The sequence below is a fragment of the Streptomyces sp. NPDC032161 genome, assembly GCF_040636995.1.
In the GTDB taxonomy this organism is placed as follows: Bacteria; Actinomycetota; Actinomycetes; order Streptomycetales; family Streptomycetaceae; genus Streptomyces.
Genome location: NZ_JBEZVN010000007.1, coordinates 36,517 through 62,404 on the forward strand (window position 1 = coordinate 36,517; position 25,888 = coordinate 62,404).

General features: G+C 71.7%; 24 protein-coding genes. 11 read left to right on the forward strand and 13 right to left on the reverse strand.

Translation table 11 applies throughout. The features are described from left to right. Window positions 1-64: 64 nt before the first annotated feature. Window positions 65-1,012 carry a DUF2520 domain-containing protein gene (locus AB0E67_RS17430; RefSeq protein ID WP_362027168.1) on the reverse strand — a complete coding sequence of 316 codons (948 nt, stop codon included), beginning with the start codon at window positions 1,010-1,012 and terminating at the stop codon, window positions 65-67. Between the two features lie 379 nt (window positions 1,013-1,391). Between AB0E67_RS17430 and AB0E67_RS17435 the strand changes: the two genes are divergently transcribed. Continuing rightward, window positions 1,392-2,618 (forward strand): beta-eliminating lyase-related protein, encoded by a 1,227-nt coding sequence (locus AB0E67_RS17435; RefSeq protein ID WP_362027171.1) that lies wholly within the window; start codon window positions 1,392-1,394, stop codon window positions 2,616-2,618. Window positions 2,619-2,758: 140 nt separating this feature from the next. On the opposite strand, the gene AB0E67_RS17440 is transcribed toward AB0E67_RS17435, so the two are convergent. After that, entirely contained in the window at window positions 2,759-3,031 is a 273-nt protein-coding gene (locus tag AB0E67_RS17440) for a hypothetical protein (protein ID WP_362027174.1), read from the reverse strand. Between the two features lie 104 nt (window positions 3,032-3,135). Between AB0E67_RS17440 and AB0E67_RS17445 the strand changes: the two genes are divergently transcribed. Beyond that, on the forward strand, window positions 3,136-4,236 hold the full coding sequence (locus AB0E67_RS17445; protein WP_362027557.1) for a DUF5937 family protein: 1,101 nt from the start codon (window positions 3,136-3,138) through the stop codon (window positions 4,234-4,236). 46 nt (window positions 4,237-4,282) lie between these two features. On the opposite strand, the gene AB0E67_RS17450 is transcribed toward AB0E67_RS17445, so the two are convergent. Together AB0E67_RS17450 and AB0E67_RS17455 are read right to left on the reverse strand one after the other, a co-directional pair. Then, the gene (locus AB0E67_RS17450; protein ID WP_362027177.1) at window positions 4,283-4,963 is read right to left on the reverse strand and encodes a response regulator transcription factor; all 681 of its coding nucleotides are present in this window, start codon (window positions 4,961-4,963) and stop codon (window positions 4,283-4,285) included. 253 nt (window positions 4,964-5,216) lie between these two features. After that, window positions 5,217-6,416 carry a sensor histidine kinase gene (locus AB0E67_RS17455; protein WP_362027180.1) on the reverse strand — a complete coding sequence of 400 codons (1,200 nt, stop codon included), beginning with the start codon at window positions 6,414-6,416 and terminating at the stop codon, window positions 5,217-5,219. Between the two features lie 212 nt (window positions 6,417-6,628). Between AB0E67_RS17455 and AB0E67_RS17460 the strand changes: the two genes are divergently transcribed. Both AB0E67_RS17460 and AB0E67_RS17465 read left to right on the forward strand, forming a co-directional pair. Further along, on the forward strand, window positions 6,629-7,693 hold the full coding sequence (locus AB0E67_RS17460) for an SAM-dependent methyltransferase (protein WP_362027559.1): 1,065 nt from the start codon (window positions 6,629-6,631) through the stop codon (window positions 7,691-7,693). Window positions 7,694-7,909: 216 nt separating this feature from the next. Beyond that, window positions 7,910-9,052, forward strand: a complete 1,143-nt coding sequence (locus tag AB0E67_RS17465) for an NADH-quinone oxidoreductase subunit D (RefSeq protein ID WP_362027183.1) — start codon at window positions 7,910-7,912, stop codon at window positions 9,050-9,052. A 231-nt stretch (window positions 9,053-9,283) separates the two neighbouring features. On the opposite strand, the gene AB0E67_RS17470 is transcribed toward AB0E67_RS17465, so the two are convergent. The 4 genes from AB0E67_RS17470 to AB0E67_RS17485 all read right to left on the reverse strand — a co-directional run bounded on the left by AB0E67_RS17470 (window position 9,284) and on the right by AB0E67_RS17485 (window position 12,984). Next, window positions 9,284-10,297: a hypothetical protein gene (locus tag AB0E67_RS17470; RefSeq protein ID WP_362027186.1), complete on the reverse strand. Its 1,014-nt coding sequence runs from the start codon at window positions 10,295-10,297 to the stop codon at window positions 9,284-9,286. Window positions 10,298-10,428: 131 nt separating this feature from the next. After that, window positions 10,429-11,412: an ABC transporter substrate-binding protein gene (locus AB0E67_RS17475; RefSeq protein WP_362027189.1), complete on the reverse strand. Its 984-nt coding sequence runs from the start codon at window positions 11,410-11,412 to the stop codon at window positions 10,429-10,431. Window positions 11,413-11,599: 187 nt separating this feature from the next. Continuing rightward, window positions 11,600-12,277 carry an ABC transporter permease gene (locus AB0E67_RS17480; protein ID WP_351518832.1) on the reverse strand — a complete coding sequence of 226 codons (678 nt, stop codon included), beginning with the start codon at window positions 12,275-12,277 and terminating at the stop codon, window positions 11,600-11,602. A gap of 2 nt (window positions 12,278-12,279) precedes the next feature. Beyond that, window positions 12,280-12,984, reverse strand: coding sequence for an ABC transporter permease (locus tag AB0E67_RS17485; protein WP_362027192.1), 705 nt, complete (start codon window positions 12,982-12,984; stop codon window positions 12,280-12,282). Between the two features lie 241 nt (window positions 12,985-13,225). Here AB0E67_RS17485 and AB0E67_RS17490 point away from each other — a divergent pair, with 241 nt between their 5' ends. Beyond that, window positions 13,226-14,533, forward strand: a complete 1,308-nt coding sequence (locus AB0E67_RS17490) for a betaine/proline/choline family ABC transporter ATP-binding protein (RefSeq protein WP_362027195.1) — start codon at window positions 13,226-13,228, stop codon at window positions 14,531-14,533. Between the two features lie 59 nt (window positions 14,534-14,592). Here AB0E67_RS17490 and AB0E67_RS17495 read toward each other — a convergent pair whose 3' ends face one another. Then, entirely contained in the window at window positions 14,593-15,714 is a 1,122-nt protein-coding gene (locus AB0E67_RS17495) for an alpha/beta hydrolase-fold protein (RefSeq protein ID WP_362027198.1), read from the reverse strand. 147 nt (window positions 15,715-15,861) lie between these two features. Here AB0E67_RS17495 and AB0E67_RS17500 point away from each other — a divergent pair, with 147 nt between their 5' ends. The 6 genes from AB0E67_RS17500 to AB0E67_RS17525 all read left to right on the forward strand — a co-directional run bounded on the left by AB0E67_RS17500 (window position 15,862) and on the right by AB0E67_RS17525 (window position 20,889). Beyond that, window positions 15,862-17,703, forward strand: a complete 1,842-nt coding sequence (locus tag AB0E67_RS17500) for a phosphatidylglycerol lysyltransferase domain-containing protein (RefSeq protein WP_362027201.1) — start codon at window positions 15,862-15,864, stop codon at window positions 17,701-17,703. A gap of 32 nt (window positions 17,704-17,735) precedes the next feature. Then, window positions 17,736-18,593 (forward strand): dihydropteroate synthase, encoded by an 858-nt coding sequence (folP, locus tag AB0E67_RS17505; RefSeq protein ID WP_362027204.1) that lies wholly within the window; start codon window positions 17,736-17,738, stop codon window positions 18,591-18,593. Next, window positions 18,590-19,084, forward strand: coding sequence for a nuclear transport factor 2 family protein (locus AB0E67_RS17510; protein ID WP_362027207.1), 495 nt, complete (start codon window positions 18,590-18,592; stop codon window positions 19,082-19,084). Before folP ends, AB0E67_RS17510 begins: the two co-directional genes overlap by 4 nt. A 259-nt stretch (window positions 19,085-19,343) precedes the next feature. Continuing rightward, a complete protein-coding gene (gene folB / locus AB0E67_RS17515; RefSeq protein ID WP_073789606.1) occupies window positions 19,344-19,703 on the forward strand; it encodes a dihydroneopterin aldolase in 360 nt (119 codons plus the stop codon). Further along, complete coding sequence (folK, locus tag AB0E67_RS17520) at window positions 19,700-20,311, forward strand: 2-amino-4-hydroxy-6-hydroxymethyldihydropteridine diphosphokinase (protein WP_362027210.1); 612 nt, start codon at window positions 19,700-19,702, stop codon at window positions 20,309-20,311. The genes folB and folK overlap by 4 nt, the downstream gene beginning before the upstream one ends. Window positions 20,312-20,400: 89 nt before the next feature. Beyond that, window positions 20,401-20,889 (forward strand): DUF3180 domain-containing protein, encoded by a 489-nt coding sequence (locus AB0E67_RS17525; protein WP_362027213.1) that lies wholly within the window; start codon window positions 20,401-20,403, stop codon window positions 20,887-20,889. Window positions 20,890-20,999: 110 nt separating this feature from the next. Here AB0E67_RS17525 and folE read toward each other — a convergent pair whose 3' ends face one another. The 4 genes from folE to tilS all read right to left on the reverse strand — a co-directional run bounded on the left by folE (window position 21,000) and on the right by tilS (window position 25,767). Beyond that, on the reverse strand, window positions 21,000-21,605 hold the full coding sequence (gene folE, locus AB0E67_RS17530; protein WP_073789601.1) for a GTP cyclohydrolase I FolE: 606 nt from the start codon (window positions 21,603-21,605) through the stop codon (window positions 21,000-21,002). Between the two features lie 145 nt (window positions 21,606-21,750). Then, on the reverse strand, window positions 21,751-23,781 hold the full coding sequence (gene ftsH, locus AB0E67_RS17535; RefSeq protein ID WP_362027216.1) for an ATP-dependent zinc metalloprotease FtsH: 2,031 nt from the start codon (window positions 23,779-23,781) through the stop codon (window positions 21,751-21,753). 218 nt (window positions 23,782-23,999) lie between these two features. Beyond that, window positions 24,000-24,539, reverse strand: coding sequence for a hypoxanthine phosphoribosyltransferase (hpt, locus tag AB0E67_RS17540; RefSeq protein ID WP_335938371.1), 540 nt, complete (start codon window positions 24,537-24,539; stop codon window positions 24,000-24,002). A 97-nt stretch (window positions 24,540-24,636) separates the two neighbouring features. Continuing rightward, window positions 24,637-25,767, reverse strand: a complete 1,131-nt coding sequence (gene tilS / locus AB0E67_RS17545; RefSeq protein ID WP_362027219.1) for a tRNA lysidine(34) synthetase TilS — start codon at window positions 25,765-25,767, stop codon at window positions 24,637-24,639. Window positions 25,768-25,888 lie beyond the last annotated feature (121 nt).

The following is a 25,888-nucleotide window of genomic DNA, read 5'->3' on the forward strand; positions in this document are numbered from 1 at the left end:
GCTCCGGGCACGGAAGTTGCTCCGGAATCGGGAGTGGCTCCGGGCCTGCCGGGTGTGGTGGTCATCAGGGCTCCCGTGGTCCGCTGCCGCCCGTGGTGCCGGCGTCGTCGGCCAGGACACCGAGCAGGTTCTCGGCCGGTTCCGGCTTGAGCATGCCGTGGGCGAGGGCGCGGTCGGCGGTGGCGCGGGCCATCGCGATGTAACCGGCCACGGCCTGCGGCGCGTGCCTGCGCAGCTCGTCGATGTGCGCGGCGACCGTGCCCGCGTCACCGCGGGCCACCGGGCCGGTCAGGGCCGCGTCGCCGGAGCGCAGGGCGTTGTCGAGCGCGGCGCCGAGGAGCGGCCCGAGCATCCGGTCGGGGGCGGCGACCCCGGCCGTGCGCAACAGCTCCATCGACTGGGCGACCAGGGTGACCAAGTGGTTCGCGCCGAGGGCGAGCGCCGCGTGGTAGAGCGGGCGGGCCTCCTCCGCGATCCACTCGGGCTCCCCGCCCATCTCGATGACCAGCGCCTCCGCGGCGAGTCGCAGCTCCTCCGGGGCGGTCACGCCGAAGGAGCAGCCGGCCAGCCGCTGGACGTCGACGGAGGTGCCGGTGAACGTCATCACCGGATGCAGGGCGAGCGGCAGTGCCCCGGCCCGCAGGGCGGGGTCCAGCACCTTCGTCCCGTACCGCCCCGAGGTGTGGACGAGCAGCTGACCCGGCCGCACCGCTCCGGTCCCGGCCAGTCCCTCGACCAGGCCGGGCAGGGCGTCGTCGGGCACGGTCAGCAGCACCAGCTCGGCACGCGCCAGCACCTCGGCGGGCGGCACCAGCGGGACATCGGGGAGCAGCTCGGCGGCCCGGCGCACGGAGGCGTCGGAGACGCCCGACACGGCGACGGGACGATGTCCGGCGAGGCTCAGCGACGCGGCGAGGGCGGGGCCGACGCGGCCCGCGCCCACGACGCCGACCGTGAGTCGGGCGGGGCGGTCCCTCGCGTCGAGGGGTTCCTTGGGAGGTGTTGCGTTCACTCGGCGGTGGCCTTCCGTTCCAGTCCGCAGGGGGTACCGGACGATTCCTCTGCATGCTACGCCAGCGTCGCGTCCGGGCTCCCGGCCGTCCACAGCCTGTGGGAACCGCCGCAGCCCGCGGGAGCGGCCTGCGGGAGCCACCTGCGGGAGCCGCCTGCGGGAAGTGCCGCACGGGGCCCGGCCGGGCGGCCCGCGCACACGACGGTCATGCGAAAACCATGCGGGGCCGGGCCGGTCACTGCGTGATGATCGCCCCATGACGGATACAGCGGGCACCGCAACGGACGCAACGGCGGACGCGACACCTACGACGGACGCGACGGACGCGACGGACGCGACAGACGCGACAGACGCGACAGACACAGCACACGCGGCGGACATGGCGGAGGGATCGGCGGGGACGACGGACCCGGCGGAGGGTACGGCGGGGACGGCGGGCGCCGACGAGCAGCCCTCGGCGCAGGAGCGGCGACTGCGCAGGCTGCGGGCCTGGCGAAGCGCCGAGCGGGCCCTGAGCCGCCCGCCCATGCACCTCCCGGTCGGTGAACGGCTGGCCGCGCTGGTGGCGGGGGCCGGGGACGTCACCGATCTCGACCGACCCGCGGACATGTACGGCGACGGTGTGGTCGCCGAGCTGGAGGAGCGGGTCGCGGAGCTGCTGGGCATGGAGGCGGCGGCGTTCTTCCCGACCGGGACGATGGCGCAGCAGGTCGCACTGCGCTGCTGGGCCGGACGGACCGGCGACTCCACGGTGGCGCTCCACCCCATGGCCCACCCGGAGGTGCACGAGCGCGGCGCGCTGGGGACGGTGAGCGGGCTGCGCACCGTCCACCCGACGTCCGAGCCGCGCCAGCCCACGGCGCAGGAGGTCCGTGACCTCTCCGAGCCGTTCGGCACGCTGATGCTGGAGCTGCCGTTGCGCGACGCCGGTTTCGTCCTGCCCACGTGGGAGGAGCTGGAGGAAGTGGTGGCGGCGGCGCGCGAACGCGACGCGGTGGTGCACTTCGACGGCGCGCGGCTGTGGGAGTGCGCGCCTCATTTCGGGCGGGAGCTGCCGGAGATCGCGGCACTCGCGGACAGCGTGTACGTGTCGTTCTACAAGACCCTCGGCGGACTCTCCGGTGCCGCGCTGGCCGGTCCGGAGTCCCTGATCGAGGAGGCCCGTGCCTGGCGTCACCGGTACGGCGGGCAGCTCTTCCAGCAGTTCCCGGCGGCGCTCGCCGCGCTGATCGGCCTGGACCGGGAGCTTCCCCCGCTCCCGTCGTACGTGGCGCAGGCGCGGGTGGTGGCCGAGGCGCTGGCCGAGGGCCTCACGGCGGCCGGCGTCGGCTGGTTCCGGGTGCACCCGGAGCCGCCGCACACGCACCAGTTCCAGGTCTGGCTGCCGTACGGGGCGGACGCCCTGACGGCGGCATCGGTGCGGCAGGCGGAGGAGACGGGCACGGCCCTCTTCCACGGCTGGCACTCCGCGCCCGCCGGTCCACCCGGGGTGGCGTTCACCGAGGTCACGGTGGGCCGGGAAGGGCTGGAGTGGACGGCGGCCGACGTCCAGGAGGCGGTGACCGCGTTCCTGGCCCTGGTGAACCCCGCCGAAGGATCCTCGTAGAACCAGAAGGAGCCTCGTAGGGCCAAGAGGTCCTCGTGGAATCAGGAAGGTTCACGTGGAACCAGGGCGGTTCCCGCAGAGCACGGTCCTCGTAGGAAACGCGGCCCTCGCAGGACCGGGCGGTCCTCGTGGCACACGGCTCAGCGCCCTCGCAGCGCCCCTCCACCGCCCGCCCCGCCCCCGGCCGGTCGGCGCACCGGCCGGGGGCGACGCGCGAACACCGCGCGCAGGGCCCGCAGCAGCGCCCGCCGACGGCCGCCCACCGGACGGCCCGCGATCACGGCCTCGAACCGTTGCCGGTCGCGGGCCCCGCGCAGCACCTCCCAGTCGTGTCGGCCCGGCAACGGCGGCGGCGTCTCGCCCCTCGCGATCGCGCGGTGGCTGTCGAACATCTGCTGCTGAATGGCGTCCATCGCCACAGCGTGGGCCGGGGCCGCCCGCACGGCCCGTCATTTGACGACCGCCGTCAAACGGACGAATGACTTCCGCACGCACCCCGCACCATGGAGGGGTGAGCGTGCACATCGACATCAAGGGCCTGGCCCCCGACCGCATCGTCTTCGAGACCTCTCCCCTCGCGGAACTGGGCCTGGCCCTGCACGCCCTCTCCGAACCCGGACACCACCCGGGTCTGCACGGCTGGGCGACGGCGACGGCCAGCGCGCTGGAGCCCGATCTCGCCGACCGTCTGCACGAGGCGGACTTCCTGTGGCGCCACACCTTCTCGGACGTCTTCATGGCGTTCGCCGGGGTGCGCGGCGGCGACGGCAGGACCGGCGCGAGCCTGGCCGAGGACCTGGACATCCTCGACCGGCTGGACGACGAACGGTTCGTGTCCGCCGCCCTGGAGTTCACCTGCACCAGCCTGTACGGGCTCGGCGCGCCCTCTCCGCTCGGCAACCCGACGATGCACGCCCGTGCCCTGGAGATGGCGGCGGCACGGGGACCCCGCCAGGTGGAGTTCACCCAGCAGCTGCTGGCCGACCCCGCGCCCGTGCGCCGCTGGGTGCGGCGTCTCTTCGAGGACTGCGACCAGGCGTTCTTCGCCGAGACCTGGCAGCGGGTCCGGGTCCAGCTGGTCGTCGACGCCCGGCACAAGACGGACCTGCTGCGCCGCAAGGGGCTCGGCGAGGCGCTGAAGGCGGTCTCTCCGGCACTGGCCCTCGACGCGGAGGCGACCCTGATCAGCGCGGACAAGCTGTCCGACGGCCGGACCAGCGCCGTCGGCCCCGGGCTCACCCTCATCCCGTCCACCGTCGGCTGGCCGCACCTCAACCTGCTGCACGCGCCGGGCTGGCGGCCGGTGATCCACTACCCGGTGCACCAGCCCGAGCTGCCCTCCCCCGCCTCCGTGGAGCTGCTCCAGCTACGGCTGGAGGCGCTGGCCCACCCCATGCGGATGCGTCTGTGCCGCCACCTCGCCCGTTCCGCGCACACGACCGGCGAACTCGCCGACACGCACAGCATCACGGCCCCCGAGGTCTCCCGGCATCTCGCGGTGCTGAAGAAGGCCGGCCTGGTCACCACCCGCCGGCGCGGCCGTTACGTGCTGCACCAGCTGGACCTGACCACGGTGGCCCGGCTCGGCAGCGACTTCCTGGAGGGCATCCTGCGCTGAACCGGCCGACGGAACGCCCGGACCGGCCGCCCCTCGTCCCCGCCGGTCAGACCGCCCCGGCCCCGCCCCCGGCCCGGACCAGCCCCGTCTCGTACGCGAGGACGACGACCTGCACCCGGTCGCGCAGGTTCAGCTTCGTGAGGATGCGGCCCACGTGCGTCTTCACGGTGGCCTCGGAGAGCACCAGGCGTGCCGCGATCTCGCCGTTCGACAGTCCCTGTGCGACCAGCAGCATCACCTCGCGCTCGCGTTCGGTGAGCTTGGCGACGCCCTGGTGCTTCGGTTCGCTCGTACCACCCGGCAGCATCGGCGAGAAGCGGTCGAGCAGACGGCGGGTGGTGGACGGCGCGACGACGGCGTCGCCGCTGTGCACGGCGCGGATGGCGTTGAGCAGTTCGGCGGGCGGAACGTCCTTGAGCATGAAGCCGCTGGCCCCGGCCTTCAGCCCGGAGAAGGCGTACTCGTCCAGGTCGAACGTGGTCAGGATGAGCACCTTGGGCGCGCCCTGCTGCGCGCAGATGCGCCGGGTGGCCTCCACGCCGTCCAGCCTCGGCATCCGGACGTCCATCAGCACCACGTCGACCGCGGTGGAGCGCAGCACGTCGATCGCCTCGGCGCCGTCACCGGCCTCGGCCACGACCTCCATGTCCGGCTGGGCGGCGAGCACCATCCGGAAGCCGGTGCGCAGCAGCACCTGGTCGTCGACGAGCATCACGCGGATCGCCATGAGGGTCTGTCTCCTGTCTGTCCCGCATCATCCGGGGCGAAGGTGTGGATGGGCCGGTGGCCCCGGCGCGGCGGCCGGGTCCGGCACGTCTGGTGGGCCGACGGGTCCGGCGGGCGGCCGGGGCTCGGATCCGGTCCGGTTTCGGCCCCGGCCCGATCCGGACCCGCATCCCGACCCGGCAGCGGACCCCGCTCGGGGTCCCGGCCCCGGGCGGGCCCGCACACGATCCTCGTCCCGGTCCGGATCCGGAGCATCAGCGGGCCGGTTTGAGCGGCAGCAGCGCGCTGATCCGGAAGCCGCCGCCCGGGCGCGGCCCGGCGTCCAGCGTTCCGCCGACCATGCCGACCCGCTCGCGCATCCCGATCATCCCGTGGCCCGCGCCGTCGGCGCCCCCGTCCTCGTACATCTCGTGCGCGGCGCCCCGTCCGTCGTCCTCGACCAGCAGCCCGAGCCCGTCGTCGAAGTAGACCAGCCGCACGCTGGCCCCGGCGTCCGGGCCGCCGTGCTTGCGGGTGTTGGTCAGCGCCTCCTGCACGATGCGGTACGCGGTCAGCTCGACTCCGCTGGGCAGCGGGCGCGGCGTTCCCTCGATCTTGAAGTCGACGGTCAGACCGGTCTGCCGCACCTGTTCGACCAGGTCCTCGATCTGGCCGACGTCGGGCTGCGGGACGTACTCCCCGCTCTCCTCCGCGTCCCCGGTCCGCAGCACCCCGAGCAGCCGCCGCATCTCGGCGAGGGCCTGCCTGCCGGTGCTGGAGATGGTCTCCAGGGCCTGCTTGGCCTGGTCGGGCGCCGCGTCCATGACGTACGCCGCCCCGTCGGCCTGCACCACCATCACCGACACGTTGTGCGCGACGACGTCGTGGAGTTCGCGGGCGATACGGGCCCGCTCGGCGGCCACCGCGACCTTCGACTGCGCCTCGCGCTCCCGCTCCAGTCGGGCCGCCCGCTCCTCCAGCTGATTGAAGTAGGCGCGCCGGGTCCGCATCGAGTCGCCGAGCACCCAGGCCAGCACGAACGGCACGGTCATCACGATGGCGACGAAGACCTGCTGGAACCAGCCGGACTGCTCCATCTCCTCGGGCCAGCGCAGCTGGGCGAGCCCCGCCGCACCCAGGCTGCACACCAGCGCGAGCCGCGAGGCCCAGCGCTCCCCCACCGTCGCCACGGTGAACACGATCACCAGCATCGCGAAGTTGGCGGGGCCCGGCACGACCCCGGTCAGCAGTTGCGCCACACCCATCGCGATGGCCAGCAGCAGCATCTTCTCCGGGGCGCGTCGGCGCAGCGCGACGACGGTGCTCAGGCCGGTGGCGATCAGCACGGCGGCCAGCAGTCCCCTGCCGTTCTCCACTGTCGCCGCCGACAGTCCGGAGAGCCCGAGGAGGAAGACAGCCCAGAAGGTGTCGACGCCCGTCGGGTGTCTGCGGAGGAAGGCGTAGAGGCGCTGCACGTGATCCAGCGTAGGGAAGGCGGAAGGTGCCCGGGTCAGCCGAAGGGCCGATCCGGCCTGCGGGACCGTACTCCCCAAGGTGGAGACTTGGAAATCGTGACGGTCAAGGCGGCGGGACGGGCACGCAGGGCATGGCGGACGTGACGGTCGGGACGGGCACGGCAGGCATGGCGGACACGGAGAACGTGACGGTCAGGATGGGCACGGCGGACATGGCGGACGTGACAGGCGCGACGGACACGGCAGGCGCGACGGACGAGTGGCGTGGGTGGCGTGAGGCGGCGCAGACCGCCCTGTACGGGGACGGGGGGTTCTACCGGAGGCCCGAGGGGCCGGCCGGCCACTTCCGTACCTCCGTCCACGCGTCCCCGCTGTTCGCCTCCGCGGTCGCCCGGCTGCTGGTACGAACGGCCCGCGACCTGGGCACCGACGAGGTCGACCTGGTGGACCTCGGGGCGGGGCGCGGCGAACTGCTGACGGGGGTGCTGGCGGCGCTGCCGGCCGAGGACGCCGACGGGCTCGTCGTACGGGCGTACGCGGTGGAGGTCGCGGCCCGCCCGGACGGCCTCGATGCCCGGATCGAGTGGTGCGCGGAACCGCCGTCGGGGGTCCGCGGCCTGCTGTTCGCCAACGAGTGGCTGGACAACGTGCCGACCGACGTCGCGGAGACCGACGCGGACGGCGTCGACCGGTACGTCCTGGTCCGGGTCTCGGACGGCGAGGAGCGGCTGGGCGAGCCGGTGACCGGGCCCGACGCGGAGTGGCTGCGCCGCTGGTGGCCGTCGGCCGGGCCGGGCTGCCGGGCGGAGATCGGGCGCCCGCGCGACGAGGCGTGGGCGCGGGCGGTGTCCACGCTCGGCGGCGGGCTCGCGGTGGCCGTGGACTACGCCCACGCGCGCGGGACGCGACCGCCCTTCGGCACGCTCACCGGCTTCCGGTCGGGCCGCGAGGTACGGCCGGTGCCGGACGGCAGCTGCGACCTCACCTCGCATGTGGCGCTGGACGCGTGCGCGGCGGCGGTGGACGCCGGGGCCGTCCCGGGGACCGGTGCGGCGACCGGCTCCGGCAACGTCAGGGCGTCCGAGCCGGCCTCGGAGGTGCTGACGCAGCGCGAGGCGCTGCACCGGCTCGGCGTCGACGGCGCCCGCCCGCCCCTGTCCCTGGCGTCGACCGATCCGGCCGGGTACGTACGGGCCCTGGCCTCGGCGGGCGAGGCGGCGGAGCTGACGGCCCGGGGCGGTCTGGGCGACTTCGGATGGCTGATGCGACGCGTATGACGGCCGGTGCCCGGGGCACGCACGCGCCGGGCGGCGCCGCGGAAACCGCGCCCCGTGCCCGTACGCACCCCGTACGGGTCACGGGCGCCCCGGGCCCGTGACCCGTGTCCGGGTGATCTGCGTCCCCGCGTCCCGTGACCCGTGCCGTCCCCTGCGGCACCCACCACCCCGTCACCTCACCGCCCCGTCACCCCACCGTTCAGGAATACTGGCCGTATGACGGAGACGACGGTCGGCATCGGCGGCGCGGCGGAGAGCACCGACATGGTGCTCAACATCGGCCCTCAGCACCCCTCCACCCACGGTGTGCTCCGACTGCGCATCGTCCTCGACGGCGAACGCGTCCAGCACGCCGAACCGGTCATCGGCTACATGCACCGCGGCGCGGAGAAGCTGTTCGAGGCCCGCGACTACCGGCAGATCGTGATGCTCGCCAACCGCCACGACTGGCTGTCGGCGTTCTCCAACGAACTGGGCGTCGTCATGGCCGTGGAGCGGATGCTCGGCATGGAGGTCCCGGAGCGGGCGGTCTGGACGCGCACCCTGCTCGCCGAGCTGAACCGGATCCTGAACCATCTGATGTTCCTCGGCTCGTACCCGCTCGAACTCGGCGGGATCACCCCCGTGTTCCACGCGTTCCGCGAGCGCGAGGAGCTCCAGGCCGTGATGGAGGAGGTCTCCGGCGGCCGGATGCACTACATGTTCAACCGGGTCGGCGGGCTCAAGGAGGACCTCCCCGCGGGCTGGCTCGGCCGTGCCAGGGACGCCGTCGCGGCGGTCCGGGCCCGGATGGACGTGTACGACAACCTGGTGCTCGGCAACGAGATCTTCAGGGGCCGCACCCGGGGAGTCGGGGTGCTGCCCGCCGCGACCGTGCACGCGTACGGGGTGTCCGGGCCGATCGCCCGCGCCTCGGGCGTCGACTTCGACCTTCGGCGCGACGAGCCGTACCTCGCGTACGGGGAACTGGGCGACACCCTCAAGGTCGTCACGCGCACCGAGGGCGACTGCCTGGCCCGCTTCGAGTGCCTGCTGGAACAGACGCACAACTCCCTGGACCTGGCGGATGCCTGCCTGGACCGGATGGCCGGCCTGGCGCCCGGCCCCATCAACCAGCGCCTGCCCAAGGTGCTGAAGGCCCCCGAGGGCCACACCTACGCCTGGACCGAGAACCCGCTCGGCATCAACGGCTACTACCTGGTGTCCAAGGGCGAGAAGACCCCGTACCGGCTGAAGCTCCGCGCCGCCTCGTACAACAACATCCAGGTCCTCGGCGAGCTGCTGCCGGGCACCCTGGTCGCCGACATGGTGGCGATCCTGGGCTCGCTCTTCTTCGTCGTCGGAGACATCGACAAGTAGCCGACGGGCCGACGCCCCGGCCGTCCGTACGAACACGGCCCGGACCGCCCGCGCACCACTGCGCCGACAACGGTCCGGATCGCCCTCGCACTGTTTCGCGGACAACGATCGGGCCACCCGCGCGAACACACGGAACAACGATCGGGCCGCCCGCGCGAACACACGGAACAACGGTCCGGGCCGCCCGTGCGCGAACGACGGGCGGCCCGGGAGAACGGCGCGAGCGCGCGGCTACGAGATCGCGGTGCGCAGCTCCACCATGTCCATCTGCTCCGTCTCGTCGTGCGCGGTCAGGTCGATGACCTTGCCGACGGCGCCGTTCTCCGCCGTGCCCGTGCGGTGGGCGGCCAGCGCCTCCTCGCCCACCACGTCCGCGAGGTCCTCGTTCTGCACGGACTCGATCGCGGTGCGCGTCTTCTGCGTGCCGAAGAAGTCGAAGCTGCCCTGCGGCACCTGCTGGCGGCGGGGCGCCGCCCCCGGGGCGACCGTGCTGGCGGCCGGCACCCGACGCGCCTGGAGCAGCGCGGCGGACGGCCGGGACGCGGGAAGGGCGGTCGTCGGACTCGGCTGCCGCGCCGGGGAGGCGTCGTCCTCGGCCGCCGTGTGCCTCCCCGGCCGGTCCTCCGCCTTCGGGTCCCGCTCGGCGAGGTCCCGCTTCCGGGCCTCCTCGGCGTTGCGCCGGGCCTCCTGGAGCGCCCTGTTGCGCGGCAGGTCCTCCAGCGCCTGAGCGGCACGCAGGTAGGCGGCCGGGGTCGGGGTGCTGCGCGCGGCCGGCAGCTCCCTGGGAGCCGCGGCTTCGAGCGCGAGCCGCCTGCGGCCCTCCAGCGCGCTGGCGCGCCCCGTCTCGGCGTTGGCGTACCGGCGCAACAGCGCGGCGTGCTCCCCGCGCAGATGGGCCAGCTCCACCCGCTTGCGCCGCAGCTTCGTCTCCAGCCGGGTGCGCAGCTCGCGCGCCTCCTCCAGGTCGGACTCCAGCCCGGCCACGCGTTCCTCGGCCCGCCACTCGTCACCGGCGCGGGCACGCTTCAGCTCCGCGACCCGACGGCCGGCCTCCCGGTCCCAACTGCGCATCAGATACGCGCCGGTCACCGCGGCGGCCGCCGTGGCGGCCACCAGACCGCGCAGGACCAGGGGCTCGGCGAGCAGCCAGGCGCCCGCGGCGCAGAGGACCGAGACCCCGGCGACGGCCGAAGGCGGAAGGATTCTGTGCAGCGGTGTCGAATGGCGATGACGTCCACGTGGCATGGCCTGAAATTTACCGTGTGTAGGAGGAACTTGGGGGGCTGCCCGGCAATCTGTTCCCGGCCGGTTACCTGACGGCCCCCTTCACGTCCCGAATCCCGCCTTACTTCTCCACCTCTCCCTGCTTCCGGCCGCTACTTCCGGATGAGGCCCTTCGACCGCAGATAGTCCTTGGCCACATCGGCGGGCTTTGCGCGCTCCGCGTCGACCTTGCGGTTCAGTTCCGCGAGGTCCTCGGTGGTCAGCACCTTGGTGATCTTGCCGAGCGCGTCGGCGACGTCCTGCGAACCCGCGTCCTTCGCATTGACGACCGGCAGTACGTTGTCCGCGTTCTGGAGCTTCTTGTCGTCCTCCAGGAACACCAGGCCGTAGCTGTCGAGCACCGCGTCCGTGGTGGTCGTGAGGACCAGTTGGTCCTTGCCGTCCTTGACCGCCTGCTTGGACTGCGGCGTGCCGACTCCCTTGGGGTCGATGCCGGTGACATTGATGCCGTACGTCTTTTTCAGACCCGGCGCGCAGAACGGCCGCACCTCGCACTCGTCACCTGCGGCGATCTTCACCGCGACCTTCGATCTGCCGAGATCCGAAAGCGACTTGAGCTTGTGTTCGGCGGCGAATTCCTCGGTCACCGCGAAGGCGTTCTGGTCGACGGCCGCGCCGGCCGGGAGCACCTTCAGTCCGCGCGGGGCGGCGAGCTTCTCCAACGCCGCGACCGTGGCGGCGGCGTCGCCCGAGGCCACCGGCTTCTTCGCGGCCTCCTTCGCGCCGTTCGCCTTGGCGTTGAGGAATTCCGCGATCGTCGCGGCATATTCGGGAACGACGTCGATCTCGCCCTTCTCCAGGGAAGGTTCGTAGAGTTCCCGGTTGGCCACGGTGGTGACCGAGGTGCGGTATCCGGCGTCGCCGAGGATCTGCGCGTACAGCTCCGCGAGCACCTTGGACTCGGTGAAGGAGGCCGCGCCGACGACGAGCGGACCCTTCTCGCCGCCGCCGGATCCGCCGGAGGACGCCGAGCCGCCCTTGTTCTTCTCCAGGCTGTCGCCGCCGCACGCGGCGAGCGAGCCCGCCAGCGCGACCATGCCGATGACCGCGCCGGCTATGCGCGAGGTCTTGCTCATCGTGTTCTCCGTCCACAGCGCCAGGGCTGTTCGAGTACGAGATGGGTCAGGACTGTTCGGGTGCGGGGCACGCCTCGGTGGGCGGGGCGGGCCCTCCCCCGCTCCGGGCACGGGCGACGGGCCCCCTCGCGCCGGCCCTCGTGCGGGCCCCTTGTGTCGGCCCTCGTGCCGGGTCTCATGCGGGCCCTCATGCCGTCCCGCGGCGACGGCGCAGCGGCGAGAGCACCCGCCCGAGCACCACCAGCACCGCCTCCACCAGCAGGGCGAGCGACGCGACCAGTACCGCCCCCGCGACGACCTGCGGAGTGTCGTACGTGTTGAAGCCGGCCGTGATGATCCGGCCGAGACCGCCCTGGCCGACCATCGCCGCGATCGTCGCCGTGGCGACCACCTGGACCGCCGCCGAGCGCAGCCCGGTCATGATCATCGGGTAGGCCAGCGGGAGCTCGACCCGTACGAACAACTGACCGCCGGACATCCCCATGCCCCGCGCCGCCTCGGTCACCGAACGGTCCACCTCCGCCATCCCGACGTAGGCGTTGGTGAGCAGCGGCGGCACGGCGAACAGCACCAGCGCGACGATCGTCGGCACGTACCCGGCGTTGCGCAGCGGCGAGACCATGAAGAGGGCCAGCACCGCGAAGACCGGGACCGCACGCCCCACGTTGGAGAGGTTGACGGCCGGCGCACCCCCCTTCCCGATGTGGCCCAGATACAGCGCGACCGGCAGCGCGATCGCGCAGGCGGCGGCGAGCGCGACCCCGCTGACCCAGAGGTGCTCGACGAGCCGGTGGGCCGCCCCGTTCTCCCCCGTCCAGTTCGCCCCGGTGGTGAGCCAGGTCCACGCCTGACCGAGAACGCCCATGGTCAGACCGCCTTCGCCGTGGTGCGTGAGGGAGTGGCGCGTATTCGGGTCCAGGGGGTCAGCAGGCGCTGGAGCCCCAGCAGCAGCAGATCGGCGACGACCGCGAGCAGCACGCACAGGACCGAGGCGGTGAGCACCTGCGCCTTGAAGAAGCTGGGCAGGGCGTCCGCGATCAGATTGCCGAGGCCGCCCCTGCCGATGATCGACCCGACCGTCGTCAGGGCGATCGTCGAGACCGTGGCGATCCGCACGCCTGCCATCACCGCGGGCATCGCGAGCGGGAGTTCGACCTCCCAGAGCAGCCGGACCGGCCCGTATCCCATACCCTGTGCGGCTTCCCTGGCCTCCTGCGGAACGGCTTCGAGACCCGCCAGGATGTTCCGCACGAGGATGGTCAGCGAATACAGCACCAGTCCGGTGACCACCAGCGCGGCGGACAGCCCGAAGAACGGCAGCAGCAGCGAGAACATGGCCAGCGAGGGCACGGTGTAGAGCACCGTCGTCAGGCCGAGGACCGGACCGGCGAAACGAGGGCCGCGGCGGGCGAGCAGCGCCAGCGGAAAGGCCACGAGCAGCCCGATCAGCACCGATACCGCCGTGATCCAGATGTGCTGGACCGTCGCGTCCATCAGCTCCTCGCTGCGGGAACGGAGATACTCCCCGCAGATCCAGTCATTCGTCACCATGCAGTTCTGTACGGCAGCCATCCGCCCCCACCTCCCTTTTGCCGCCTCGCGCCGAAACGCCGGGATACCGCGTACGACGCCGGGCCGTCCCGTACGCCGAAGCACCGAAGTGCCCGGAGTACCGGCGCACCCGGAGCATCAAAGCACTCGACGCACCGAAGCGCCGGTGTTCCGAGACCCTATCCCCGACCACTGACACTCGCCGAGACCGTCGTATTCCAGCAACATGACCTCCACACAACACCCGCGACAATGGGGAACCATGATCCGTTTCGAGCACGTCACCAAGCGGTACGCGGACGGCACCACCGCCGTCGACGACCTTTCCTTCGAGGTCGCCGAGGGTGAACTGGTCACGCTCGTCGGACCGTCGGGCTGTGGCAAGACGACCACCATGAAGATGGTGAACCGGCTGATCGAACCGACCGAGGGCCGGATATTCCTCGACGGTGACGACATATCCGCCATCGACCCCGTCCGGCTGCGCCGTCGTATCGGGTACGTGATCCAGCAGGTGGGCCTGTTCCCGCACCGTACGATCCTGGAAAACACCACGACGGTCCCTCATCTCCTGGGCTGGAAACGGGGAAAGGCACGCGCACGCGCGGCGGAACTCCTCGACCTCGTCGGACTTGACCCTTCCGTTTATGGCGACCGCTATCCGGAACAGCTCTCCGGCGGTCAGCGCCAACGCGTGGGAGTGGCGAGGGCGCTGGCCGCGGACCCGCCGGTGCTGCTGATGGACGAGCCTTTCGGCGCCGTCGACCCGGTCGTACGGGAACGGCTGCAGAACGAATTCCTGAAACTCCAGGCACAGGTCCGCAAAACCGTGCTGTTCGTCACGCACGACATCGAGGAAGCCGTCCGGCTCGGCGACCGGATCGCCGTCTACGGTCAGGGCACCATCGAGCAGTTCGACTCCCCGGCGACCGTGCTCGGCGCGCCCGCCACCCCCTATGTCGCTGACTTCGTCGGCGCCGACCGCGGTCTCAAGCGGCTCTCCGTGACCCCCATCGAGGCGGGCGACCTCGACCAGCCTCCCGTCGTCCACCTCGACGACTCCCTGGAGCGGGCGACCGAACGGCTCCGGGCCGAGGGGGCGCGCTGGGCGGTCGTCCTGGACGGCGAGGACAATCTGCACGGCTGGATCCCGGCCGACCCTCCCGCCACCACGCACACCGCCGGGCCCGCGCCCCGGTCCGCCGGTTCAAAAGCCGCCCCCGCGCCCCGGTCCGCTGCCGGTTCGGAAGCCGGCCCCGCCTCCGCGCCCGCCTCCCCGGCCGCCTCCGGGGGCACGGTCCGCGCCCACGCCCGGCGGATGGAGGCATGGCTTCCGGTCGGCGCCCCGCTCAAGCAGGCGTTCGCCACCATGCTCCAGCACGACGCGGGCTGGATCGCCGTCATCGACGAGGAGGCGAACGGCCGGTTCCTCGGCGTGCTCACCCCGGCACGGCTCCACGAGGCGCTGCGCCGCTCCATCGACGCCGACGCCCAGGACGTGCCGCGCGCCGAGGTGGCCGTCGAGTCCGTGGAGAGCCTGGCCGGGCCGCTCGGCCCCGGCGGCCGGTAGGACTTCCCCGACCGCCGGTAGGGCTTCCCCGTAGCCGGCGCCCCCGGCGGCCGGACAGCTCAGTTCTCGCTGAGCCGGCTGCTCATCCAGTCCAGCGCCGGGGGGATCTCCCGCCGCCAGGTGTTGAAGTTGTGCCCGCCGCTGTCGAGCACGATCGACGAGACCTGGGCGGGCACCTTCACCTTCGCGATGAACTTCTGCGTGGACCGGTAGTTCCCCTCGCCCTGCCTGGAGGTCGTGACCAGGAAGGACGCGTCGGGCTGCGGCAGGTGGTCCAGACTCCACATCAGGTTCGCCCGGTCGCGCGCCCGCTGGTCGCCGTGGAAGAGATCGCCGGTCGTCGGGTCCTCGGCCGCCTTGTAGTACGCGGAGAGTCCCGCGCTCGCGGCGAACCGGTCCGCGTGGTGGAGACCTATCTTCAGCGCGCAGTATCCCCCGGTCGAGTTGCCCATGATGCCCCAGTTGCGGGCCCGGGTGCCGACCCGGTACGCCTCCGAGATCGCCCGCGGCAGGTCCTCGGCGAAGAACGTCTCCGTCTGCGGCCCGCCCTTGATGTCCACGCATTCGGTGTCCCTCGGCGGCGCCACCGTGGGCCGCAGCATCACCAGGATCAGCGGCTGCGCGCGCCCGGCCTTCACCCGCGCGTGTGCCGTCTGGGGGTACCGCAGGCCCTTGAGGAGGTTCTCCGACACGCCCGGATAACCCGTCAGGACGACGACCGCGGGGAACTTCCGGCGGGCGAACTCGGGCCGGAAGTACTCCGGCGGGAGGTACACGTACGCCGAGCTCTCTATCCCCGACTTCCGGCCCGCGATCACGACCTTGTCTATCCGCCCGGACACGGCGGGGCGCGGCGCGCCCGGCACCCCCGAGTGCTGCGTCCCGATCCGGACGATGTTCCTGGAGGCCGATGCCCCGTCCGCGTGGTCCGTGACCACGCCCTGCTCCTGTTCCTGGCCGAACAGATCCGCCCAGGAACCGTAGAAGAGGAACGACTTGTTGGCCGCCAGGGCGACCGAGACGAACAGCATCACCTGGGTCACGAGCAGCAGCCCGACCCGCCCGAACACCACGGAGACGCCACGCCGGGCCAGCCGCGGCCAGAACCAGACCGTGGCGGCGAAGGAGACCACGCCCAGCGCGATGGCCGCGACCAGAAGCGTCGTGCTGGTAAGACCCATGGGGGTGAGCTTTCTTGTCTGGAAATTTCCGGTGCGCGGATAAACCCTCAGCGCGGAAGCCTCGTCCTACAGTTCGCACATCGTCCGAAAGCCCTCGGACGAAGGACTCAGGAAACTCAGGAATCTCTCGCGGAGCCACGGGAAGCGATGTCTGTCACGCTAGATGGGGATAAATCAGGATCGGTTCCGAGTCCCGTACGCAAGTTCGTACGGGGCCCGCGCCCCGAGACCGTCCCGACGCTGATCGGTACCGCCAGCACCGTCGTCGGCCTGATCGACGTCGCCGCGGGCGTCTTCCCGCGCTTCCGGCACAGCCGGATGCATGCGCTCGCCGAGGTGCTGCCGGGTGCGTTCGGACCGTTCGCCGCCGCTCTCTCCCTGAGCGCGGGCGTTCTGTTGCTGCTCCTCGCCCACGGTCTCAAACGGCGCAAGCGGCGGGCCTGGCGGGCCGCCGTCGTCCTGCTGCCGGCCGGGGCGCTGGCGCAGTTCCTCTACCGGCACTCGATCACCGGCATGCTCGTCTCGCTGGCCCTCTGCGCGCTGCTGGTCCGTCACCGCGGCGAGTTCTCCGCGCTCCCGGACCCGAGGAGCCGCTGGTGGGCACTGGCCAACTTCGTGGTGCTCGGTGCGGGTTCGATGGGCCTGGGCCTCGTCATCGTCAGCTCCCATCCCCGGCGGATCGTGGGCAGCCCCAGTATCGCCGACCGGCTCCAGCACGTGCTGTACGGGCTGTTCGGTGTGGAGGGCCCCGTGGACTACGGCGGGGACACCTCCTGGACCGTGGGGTACTCGCTCGGCGCCCTCGGCCTGCTGACCGCCGTCACCACCATCTACCTGGCCTTCCGTCCCGAGCACCCGGCCGCGCGCCTCACCGGGGACGACGAGGCCCGGCTGCGCGCCCTGCTGGAGAAGCACGGCGGCCGGGACTCGCTCGGCCACTTCGCGCTCCGCCGCGACAAGGCCGTCGTCTTCTCCCCGAGCGGCAAGGCGGCCGTCTGCTACCGGGTCGTGTCCGGGGTGATGCTGGCGAGCGGCGACCCGATCGGCGACGTGGAGGCATGGCCCGGCGCCATCGAACGCTTCATGGACGAGGCCAGGGCCCACTCCTGGACCCCCGCCGTGATGGGCTGCAGCGAGACCGGCGGCGAGGTCTGGACCCGCGAGACCGGGCTCGACGCGCTGGAACTCGGCGACGAGGCGGTGGTGGACGTCGCGGATTTCTCGCTCGCCGGGCGCCCGATGCGCAACGTACGCCAGATGGTGAAGCGCATTGAACGCCTCGGCTACGAGACCCGGGTCCGGCGCGCACGCGACATCGGCGAGGACGAACTGGCCCGCATCCGCCGCGCGGCCGACGACTGGCGGGGCACCGACACCGAGCGCGGCTTCTCCATGGCGCTCGGCCGGATCGGCGACCCGGCCGACGGGGACTGCGTCATCGCCACCGCACACAAGGCCGACGAACCGGGCGCCGAGTCCCCCTACGGCGACCTGAAGGCCGTGCTCCACTTCGTCCCGTGGGGCCACGACGGCATGTCCCTCGACCTCATGCGCCGCGACCGCTCCGCCGATCCCGGCATGAACGAGCTGCTGATCGTCGCCGCCCTCCAGGCCGCTCCCCGGCTGTCCGTCGGCCGGGTCTCGCTGAACTTCGCCATGTTCCGCTCCGCTCTCGCCCGCGGCGAGAAACTGGGCGCGGGACCGGTGCTGCGGCTCTGGCGCGGACTGCTGATCTTCCTCTCGCGCTGGTTCCAGATCGAGTCGCTGTACAAGTTCAACGCCAAGTTCCGGCCCCGCTGGGAGCCCCGCTTCGTGGTCTACCGCACCGCCCGGGACCTGCCCCGGATCTCCCTGGCCGCCATGCGGGCGGAGGGCTTCGTGAACCTCGCCCTGCCCCGCCCGTTCGCCCGCCGGTTCCCCAGCGCCCGGCCCCGCCCCTGCGCCCACACTCCGGCCACGGACCGCGAGCAGCACGCCCGCGCGGCGTAACCGGCACACCGTACGGGGCCTACGCTGGTCGCATGAGTACGTTGCGTGGACGAGGCACGGTCCAGGGCCTGCCGGAGTGGGACCGCTGTGCGGTCATGGGTGTCGTCAATGTGACCCCGGACTCCTTCTCCGACGGGGGCCGCTGGTTCGACACCACGGCCGCGGTCAAACACGGCCTCGACCTGGTCGCGCAGGGCGCCGACCTGATCGACGTCGGCGGCGAGTCGACCCGGCCCGGTGCCAGCCGGGTGGACGCGTCGGAGGAGCTGCGACGCGTGGTCCCGGTGGTCCGGGGCCTGGCCGCCGAGGGCGTCACGGTCTCCGTGGACACCATGCGGGCCGGGGTCGCCGAGGAGGCCGTCGCGGCCGGGGCCGCCCTGGTCAACGACGTGAGCGGCGGCCTCGCCGACCCGGCCATGGTCGGGGTCGTCGCCGATGCCGGAGTGCCGTTCGTCGTCATGCACTGGCGCGGTTTCAGCGAGTCGATGAACAGCCGCGCGGTGTACGAGGACGTCGTCGCCGAGGTCGTCCGGGAGCTGCGGGAACGGATGGACGCCGTGGTCGCCGGCGGCGTCGCCCCGGAACGGATCGTCATCGACCCCGGCCTCGGCTTCGCCAAGGACGCCGCCCACGACCTCACCCTGGTCGCCCACCTCGACGACCTGCACGCCCTGGGCCGCCCGCTGCTGGTCGCCGCCTCCCGCAAGCGCTTCCTCGGCCATGTGCTGGCCGGCGAGGGCGCGCCGCCGCCCGCCCGGGAACGTGACGCCGCCACCGCGGCGGTCTCCGCGCTCTCCGCCCACGCGGGCGCCTGGGCCGTCCGGGTCCACGAGGTGCGCGCCACCGCCGACGCCGTCCGGGTCGCCCGCGCCGTCGAGGGCGCCGCGTGAGCGGGCCGCGCGACGAGCACGCGGAGGCCGCCGCCGACATCGCGGCCGTCGAGCAGGCCAACACCGCCTTCTACGAGGCGATGGAACGCGGCGACCTCGACGAACTGTCCGGGCTGTGGCTGCCGGGCGAGGACCTCACCGTCTCCTGCGTCCACCCCGGCTGGCCGGTGCTCAGCGGCCGCGGCGAGGTGCTGCGGAGTTACGCCCTGATCATGGCCAACACCGAGTACATCCAGTTCTTCCTGACCGACGTCTCGGTCTCGATGACCGGCGACACGGCCCTGGTGACCTGTACGGAGAACATCCTCAGCGGCGGGCCCGCCGAGGACGGCAACGCGCTGGGACCGCTCGTCGGCCAGCTCGTCGTGGCCACCAACGTGTTCCGGCGCACCCCCGACGGCTGGAAGCTCTGGTCCCACCACGGCTCGCCCGTACTGACCGAGTCCGACGACGACGAGAACGGGAACGGAAACGGCGAAGGCGCCTCCTGACCGGCCGAAAGCCATCTCCTGAGCGGGAACGAGCCCTTTCCTGATCGTCCGGAAGCCGTCTCCCGACCGGAAAGTTCGCCTCCCGGGAGGGTTGGAATTCACGTCTGCGGGTAGTAGCGGCTACCAGTCCCGTGAGGTCCTGTCCATAGCCCCCGCGGGGGAGCACTGTCGGTGCTCGAAGGTAGATTCGAAAGAGAGCACCTCGCCGTCCGCACACGGCCCCGTGTCTCTACGCCCAACGACAGCAGGAGTGATTCGCGTGGATCGTGTCGCGCTGCGCGGCCTCAAGGCCCGTGGACACCACGGCGTCTTCCCCCGGGAACGGGAAGAGGGCCAGACCTTCATCGTGGACCTGGTGCTCGGCCTGGACACCCGCCCCGCGGCAGCCACCGACGACCTGACCAAGACGGTGCACTACGGCATCGTCGCCGAGGAGGTCGTCGAGGTCGTGCAGGGAGAACCGGTCGATCTGATCGAGACGCTCGCGGAGCGCATCGCCCAGAAATGCCTCAAGCACGAAGGGGTCGAGGAGGTGGAGGTGGTGGTGCACAAACCGGACGCGCCGATCACCGTCCCCTTCGACGATGTCACCATCACCATCACACGGAGCCGAGTATGACTGGTTTTTCCACCAAGGGGCAGAGCGACCCGACCGTACAGCCGGTCCCCGCCTCCGTGGTCGCGCAGGTGGACGCCGCGGACAGCACCCTCTCCAACCCCAAGCGCGCCGTGCTCTCCCTGGGGTCCAATCTCGGCAACCGGCTGGAGACCCTCCAGGGCGCCATAGACGCGCTGGAGGACACCCCGGGCCTGCGGGTCAAGGCCGTCTCACCGGTGTACGAGACGGAGCCCTGGGGCGTCGCCCCCGGCTCCCAGCCCTCGTACTTCAACGCGGTGGTCGTGGTGAAGACGACGCTCCCCCCGTCCTCGCTCCTGGAGCGCGGCCAGGCCATCGAGGAGGCGTTCGAGCGGGTCCGCGAGGAGCGCTTCGGCCCGCGCACCATCGACGTCGACATCGTGGCGTACGCGGACGTCGTCTCCGACGACCCGGAGCTCACCCTTCCCCACCCCCGGGCCCATGAGCGGGCCTTCGTCCTCGCCCCGTGGCACGACATCGAGCCCGACGCCCAGCTGCCGGGCGCCGGTCCCGTCGCGGAGCTGCTGGCCGATGTAGGGCTCCACGGCATACAGCCCCGCGCCGACCTGGAACTCCGTCTGCCCGAGTAGTCGTTAGGCTCGACGGACGGAATCCGGCCGGACACGACCGGGCAGGACCGGACGGAAACGATCATGGGCGGCGAAGGGCGGATCACTCGGTGAAGCAACTACGGCTCGGGGTACTCATCGGCCTCTTCGCCGCGGCCGGGGTGCTCTCCTGGGGCGGTGCGCGCCTCTGGGACTCCCTGGGCAGCCTGCCGAGCGTTCCCCTCGCCGCGCCGATCGTGCTCGCGGTGATCGCCGCCGTCCTGCTCGCGACGGCGCTCTCCATCCGTTCCCGGCTGCGCGCCCAGCGCGAGCGCCGGCCGGGAGCCAAGGGCGTCGAACCCCTGATGGCGGCACGGGCCGTCGTCTTCGGCCAGGCCAGCGCGCTGGTCGTGGCCCTGGTCTCCGGGATGTACGGCGGCACGGGCGTCTTCCTGCTCGGCTCCCTCGACGTCCCCGCCCGCCGCGACCAGGCGATCTACGCGGGCTTCGCGGTCCTGGCCGGCATCGCGGTGGTCGCCGCGGCCCTCTGGCTGGAGCGCATCTGCAAGCTCCCGGAGGACGAGGACGGCGACGGCGACAAGAGCCGCTCGTCCGTCTGACGGCGGCACCGGCCCCGGAGCCAGAACCCCGCCGTCCGCCGTCTCCCGGCCGGAGCGAGGACTCCGTGCCCGGACGGGCCCCGAGGCCCCTCCCCGGCCGGGCAGGGGCCTCAGCGGGCCAGTATCAGGCTCATCGCCTCGGCCCGCGTGGACGCGTCGCGCAGCTGGCCGCGCACCGCCGAGGTCGTCGTCTTCGCGCCGGGCTTGCGGATGCCCCGGACGGACATGCACATGTGCTCCGCCTCGATGACCACGATCGCGCCGCGCGCCTCCAGGATGCGCATCAGCGAGTCCGCGATCTGCGTGGTCAGCCGCTCCTGCACCTGGGGCCTGCGGGCGAACACGTCGACCAGACGGGCGAGCTTCGACAGACCCGTGATCTTGCCGCTCTCCGCCGGGATGTAGCCGACGTGGGCCACCCCGTGGAACGGCAGCAGGTGGTGCTCGCAGAGGCTGACGATCTCGATGTCCTTCACCAGGACCATCTCGTCGTGCCCCAGATCGAACGTGGTGGTCAGGACGTCCTCGGGCACCTGCCGCAGCCCGGCGAGGATCTCCTTGTACGCCCGCGACACCCGGCTCGGCGTCTCGCGCAGCCCCTCGCGGTCCGGGTCCTCGCCCACGGCGAGGAGGAGCTCGCGCACGGCGGCCTCGGCCCGCTTCTCGTCGAACTCGCCGATCGGCCCCTGGCCGTCCAACGTCACCGGGTCGGTCATCTGTGCCTCGTTCCTCTGAGCTGTCACCGCACACACTTCTCGTACGGTCGTACGAAAAAGCCGCGCCCTCACAGGCTAGAACCTGCGAGGGCGCGGCATCCATTCCGAGCCCGGTCCGGCCCCCGTGACAGGGACCACATCCGGGTCAGGACTCGGGGCGGTCCTCCGGCAGCGCCTCGGTCGCCGGAACGCTGTCCGCCGGGACGACCGAGCCGTTCGCCGTGGTGGCGCCGTTGGTGAGCGCGAGCTCCTTCGGCGAGAGCACCGGGGGCCGCGTCGACGGGGTGCGCCGGGCGGAACCGGTCCACGCCGGGCGGGCCGGGCGCTTCACGACCGGGGCGAAGATCTCGGCGATCTCCTCCTTGCCGAGGGTCTCCTTCTCCAGGAGCTGGAGAACGAGGTTGTCCAGCACGTCGCGGTTCTCGACGAGGATCTCCCACGCGTCGTTGTGGGCGGTCTCGATGAGCTTCTTGACCTCTTCGTCGACGAGGGCCGCGACCTCTTCCGAGTAGTCGCGCTGGTGGCCCATCTCCCGGCCCACGAAGGGCTCGGTGTTGTCGCCGCCGAACTTGATCGCGCCGAGCCGCTCCGTCATGCCGTACTGCGTGACCATCGCGCGGGCCGTGGCCGTGGCCTTCTCGATGTCGTTCGCCGCACCAGTGGTCGGGTCGTGGAAGACCAGCTCCTCGGCCGCCCGCCCGCCCAGCATGTAGGCCAGCTGGTCGAGCATCTCGTTGCGCGTCGTGGAGTACTTGTCCTCCTCCGGGAGCACCATCGTGTAACCGAGGGCGCGGCCGCGGGAGAGGATCGTGATCTTGTGGACCGGGTCCGCCTGCGGAGAAGCCGCCGCGACCAGGGCGTGTCCGCCCTCGTGGTACGCGGTGATCTTCTTCTCCTTCTCGGACATGATCCGGGTCCGCTTCTGCGGGCCCGCCACGACGCGGTCGATGGCCTCGTCGAGCATCTTGTTGTCGATCAGCTTCTGGTTGCTGCGCGCCGTGAGGAGCGCCGCCTCGTTCAGCACGTTCGACAGGTCGGCACCGGTGAAGCCGGGCGTGCGCCGGGCGACGGCGCCGAGGTCGACGTCCTTCGCGACCGGCTTGCCCTTCTGGTGGACCTTGAGGATCTCCAGGCGGCCCTGCATGTCCGGCCGGTCGACCGCGATCTGCCGGTCGAATCGGCCCGGACGCAGCAGCGCCGGGTCGAGGATGTCCGGGCGGTTCGTGGCGGCGATCAGGATGACGCCGCCCTTCACGTCGAAGCCGTCCATCTCGACGAGCAGCTGGTTCAGCGTCTGCTCGCGCTCGTCGTGACCGCCACCCATCCCGGCACCGCGGTGCCGGCCGACGGCGTCGATCTCGTCGACGAAGACGATCGCCGGGGCGTTCGCCTTGGCCTGCTCGAAGAGGTCACGGACCCGGCTGGCACCGACACCGACGAACATCTCGACGAAGTCGGAACCGGAGATCGAGTAGAAGGGGACGCCCGCCTCGCCCGCGACGGCGCGCGCGAGCAGCGTCTTGCCCGTACCGGGAGGCCCGTACAGCAGGACGCCCTTGGGGATCTTGGCACCGACGGCCTGGAACTTCGCCGGCTCCTGGAGGAACTCCTTGATCTCCTGGAGCTCCTCGACCGCCTCGTCCGAGCCCGCCACGTCGGCGAACGTCGTCTTCGGGGTGTCCTTGGTGATCAGCTTGGCCTTGGACTTCCCGAACTGCATGACCCGGGAGCCGCCGCCCTGCATCTGATTCATCAGGAACAGGAAGACGACCACGATCAGGACGAAGGGCAGCAGCGACAGGAGGATCGAGATGAACGGGGACTGCTTCGACGGGGAGACCGTGTAGCCCTTGTCGATCTTGCCGCTCTCGAACTTCTGCTGCAGCGTGTCGGCGAGCTGGACTCCCTGGTTGCCGATGTAGTTCGCCTGGAACTTGCTGCCGGACTCGCCCGAGAGCTTCTGGCCGTTCTTCAGCTCGATCTTGATGATCTGTTCGTCACCGGTGGTCAGCTTGGCCTGCGCCACCTGGTCCCTGCTGATCGCCTGGACCACCTTGCCGGTGTCCACCGATTTGTAGCCGCCCGACGAGCCGACGACCTGCATCAACACGACCACGGCGAGGACGGCCAGCACGATCCACATGACCGGCCCACGGAAGTATCGCTTCACGTCCATCCATACGGGGCGATCACGCCCCGTCCCTCCTGCCCGTAGGTAAATGCTGCTGTGAGAAAAGACTGTTCTTCGGACGGTACCGCAGCATTGTCACCCGCGACTGCCGGGGACGTCTGTCAAAACCGTCCTTCCATGTCTCAACGACGGGAATCGAGTAAAAGGTTCCCGTCACCGGTCGCCGCCGTGGTCCGTACCGGAAGGCGGCACCGCGCGGGCGGTCAGCCGCCGTAGACGTGCGGGGCGAGCGTGCCGACGAAGGGGAGGTTGCGGTACTTCTCCGCGTAGTCCAGCCCGTAGCCGACGACGAATTCGTTGGGGATGTCGAAACCGACCCACTTGCAGTCGAGCGCGACCTTGGCCGCGTCCGGCTTGCGCAGCAGCGTGCAGATCTCCAGGGACGCGGGCTCGCGCGACCCGAGGTTGGACATCAGCCAGGACAGGGTCAGGCCCGAGTCGATGATGTCCTCGACGATCAGGACGTGCTTGCCCTTGATGTCGGTGTCCAGGTCCTTCAGGATCCGGACGACTCCGGAGGACTGGGTGCCCGCGCCGTACGACGAGACGGCCATCCAGTCCATGGTGACGGGGTTGGACAGCGCACGCGCCAGGTCCGCCATCACCATCACCGCGCCCTTGAGGACGCCGACGATGAGCAGGTCCTTGCCCGCGTACTCCGCGTCGATCTTCGCGGCCAGCTCGACGAGCTTCGCGTCGATCTCTTCCTTGGTGAGGAGCACCGACTGGAGGTCGGTGCCCATGTCCTTCTCGTTCACCCGCGTCTCTTTCTGTGCCTGCCGGGCCCGGGGCGGCGCCCCGTACCGGCGGCCTCTCGCCTGCGTGTCAGCCGCTCGTGCTTCAGCTCTGCCGAATCACAAGTCTGCCACCCTGGCGCATGGCCTCGACGCGGCCGGGCAGGTTGATGGCCCGCTGGCCGCGCCAGCCGGTGATCAGGCGGTCGACCTCCTCGATGTGCCGGGCGAACAGCGAACCTGCCGGGGAACCGGCCTCCACGACGGCCCGGCGCAGCACCCGGCGGCGTACGGCGGGCGGCAGCGCGTACAGCTTGGCGCACTCCAGCCGGCCCGCCTCGTCCCGTACGGTGCGCTCGGCCTCGGCGGCCCAGGTGTCGAGCGCGTCGGCGTCGTCGCGGGAGAGCTGCGCGGTACGGGCCAGGGCCTCGACGACCCCCTTGCCCAGCGCCTTCTCCAGGGCGGGCAGGCCCTCGTGGCGCAGCCGGGAGCGGGTGTAGGCGGGATCGATGTTGTGCGGGTCGTCCCACACGGGCAGGGACTGGACGAGGCAGGCCTTGCGGGCGGTCTGCCGGTCGAGCTGGAGGAAGGGACGGCGGTAGCGGCCGGACGGGCCGGACGCGGCGGCCATGCCGGAGAGGGACCGGATGCCGGAGCCGCGGGCGAGGCCCAGCAGCACCGTTTCCGCCTGGTCGTCGCGGGTGTGGCCGAGCAGCACGGCGGCGGCTCCGTGCCGTTCGGCGGCCTCGTCCAGGGCTGCGTAGCGGGCGTCACGGGCGGCGGCCTCGGGCCCGCCCTCGTGGCCGACGCGCACGGCGACGGACTCGACCGGGTCGAGGTGCATGGCGGCGAGGCGGTCGACGACTTCGGCGGCCCGGGTGTCGGAGCCGTCCTGGAGGCCGTGGTCGACGGTGATGCCACCGGCCCGGACGTCGAGCTTGCGCGCCTCGAAGGCGAGGGCGGAGGCGAGTGCCATGGAATCGGCGCCGCCGGAGCATGCGACGAGCACCAGGGGGGTATCGGGGAGTGCGGGGCGCTGTCTGCCCGCGCCGGCTTCGGCGAACCCGGGGTGCGGAGTGCGCCGGGGGTGCCCGGCGTCGCGGGCGCGTCCGGCGTTGTCGCAGGTGTGGCCGTGGTTACTGTCGCGGGCGTTGTTGCGAGTGTGTTCGGTGAGTACGTCGTGGAGTACGCGGCGGACCGCCAGGCGTATCGCCGCGACCGCAGGATGGGGACCCATGTCCGGTGCCCTTCGTGGAGTATCGGGAGTGCCTAGGAGTGACAGGACGAGTGAGAATTCCGTCACTCAGAGTGCATCGATGGTGACAGAGGCAAGCCGTCCATCGAGCATTGCACGCCTT

Excerpts from the sequence above, each read along its gene's own strand:
- AB0E67_RS17435 (WP_362027171.1), top strand. The coding sequence starts at position 1,392 with ATGGCGGAGGGATCGGCGGGGACGACGGACCCGGCGGAGGGTACGGCG.
- AB0E67_RS17440 (WP_362027174.1), bottom strand. The coding sequence starts at position 3,031 with ATGGACGCCATTCAGCAGCAGATGTTCGACAGCCACCGCGCGATCGCG.
- AB0E67_RS17450 (WP_362027177.1), bottom strand. The coding sequence starts at position 4,963 with ATGGCGATCCGCGTGATGCTCGTCGACGACCAGGTGCTGCTGCGCACC.
- AB0E67_RS17460 (WP_362027559.1), top strand. The coding sequence starts at position 6,629 with ATGGCGGACGTGACAGGCGCGACGGACACGGCAGGCGCGACGGACGAG.
- AB0E67_RS17465 (WP_362027183.1), top strand. The coding sequence starts at position 7,910 with ATGACGGAGACGACGGTCGGCATCGGCGGCGCGGCGGAGAGCACCGAC.
- AB0E67_RS17470 (WP_362027186.1), bottom strand. The coding sequence starts at position 10,297 with ATGCCACGTGGACGTCATCGCCATTCGACACCGCTGCACAGAATCCTT.
- AB0E67_RS17475 (WP_362027189.1), bottom strand. The coding sequence starts at position 11,412 with ATGAGCAAGACCTCGCGCATAGCCGGCGCGGTCATCGGCATGGTCGCG.
- AB0E67_RS17480 (WP_351518832.1), bottom strand. The coding sequence starts at position 12,277 with ATGGGCGTTCTCGGTCAGGCGTGGACCTGGCTCACCACCGGGGCGAAC.
- AB0E67_RS17485 (WP_362027192.1), bottom strand. The coding sequence starts at position 12,984 with ATGGCTGCCGTACAGAACTGCATGGTGACGAATGACTGGATCTGCGGG.
- AB0E67_RS17490 (WP_362027195.1), top strand. The coding sequence starts at position 13,226 with ATGATCCGTTTCGAGCACGTCACCAAGCGGTACGCGGACGGCACCACC.
- AB0E67_RS17495 (WP_362027198.1), bottom strand. The coding sequence starts at position 15,714 with ATGGGTCTTACCAGCACGACGCTTCTGGTCGCGGCCATCGCGCTGGGC.
- AB0E67_RS17500 (WP_362027201.1), top strand. The coding sequence starts at position 15,862 with ATGTCTGTCACGCTAGATGGGGATAAATCAGGATCGGTTCCGAGTCCC.
- folP (WP_362027204.1), top strand. The coding sequence starts at position 17,736 with ATGAGTACGTTGCGTGGACGAGGCACGGTCCAGGGCCTGCCGGAGTGG.
- folK (WP_362027210.1), top strand. The coding sequence starts at position 19,700 with ATGACTGGTTTTTCCACCAAGGGGCAGAGCGACCCGACCGTACAGCCG.
- folE (WP_073789601.1), bottom strand. The coding sequence starts at position 21,605 with ATGACCGACCCGGTGACGTTGGACGGCCAGGGGCCGATCGGCGAGTTC.
- ftsH (WP_362027216.1), bottom strand. The coding sequence starts at position 23,781 with ATGGACGTGAAGCGATACTTCCGTGGGCCGGTCATGTGGATCGTGCTG.
- hpt (WP_335938371.1), bottom strand. The coding sequence starts at position 24,539 with ATGGGCACCGACCTCCAGTCGGTGCTCCTCACCAAGGAAGAGATCGAC.
- tilS (WP_362027219.1), bottom strand. The coding sequence starts at position 25,767 with ATGGGTCCCCATCCTGCGGTCGCGGCGATACGCCTGGCGGTCCGCCGC.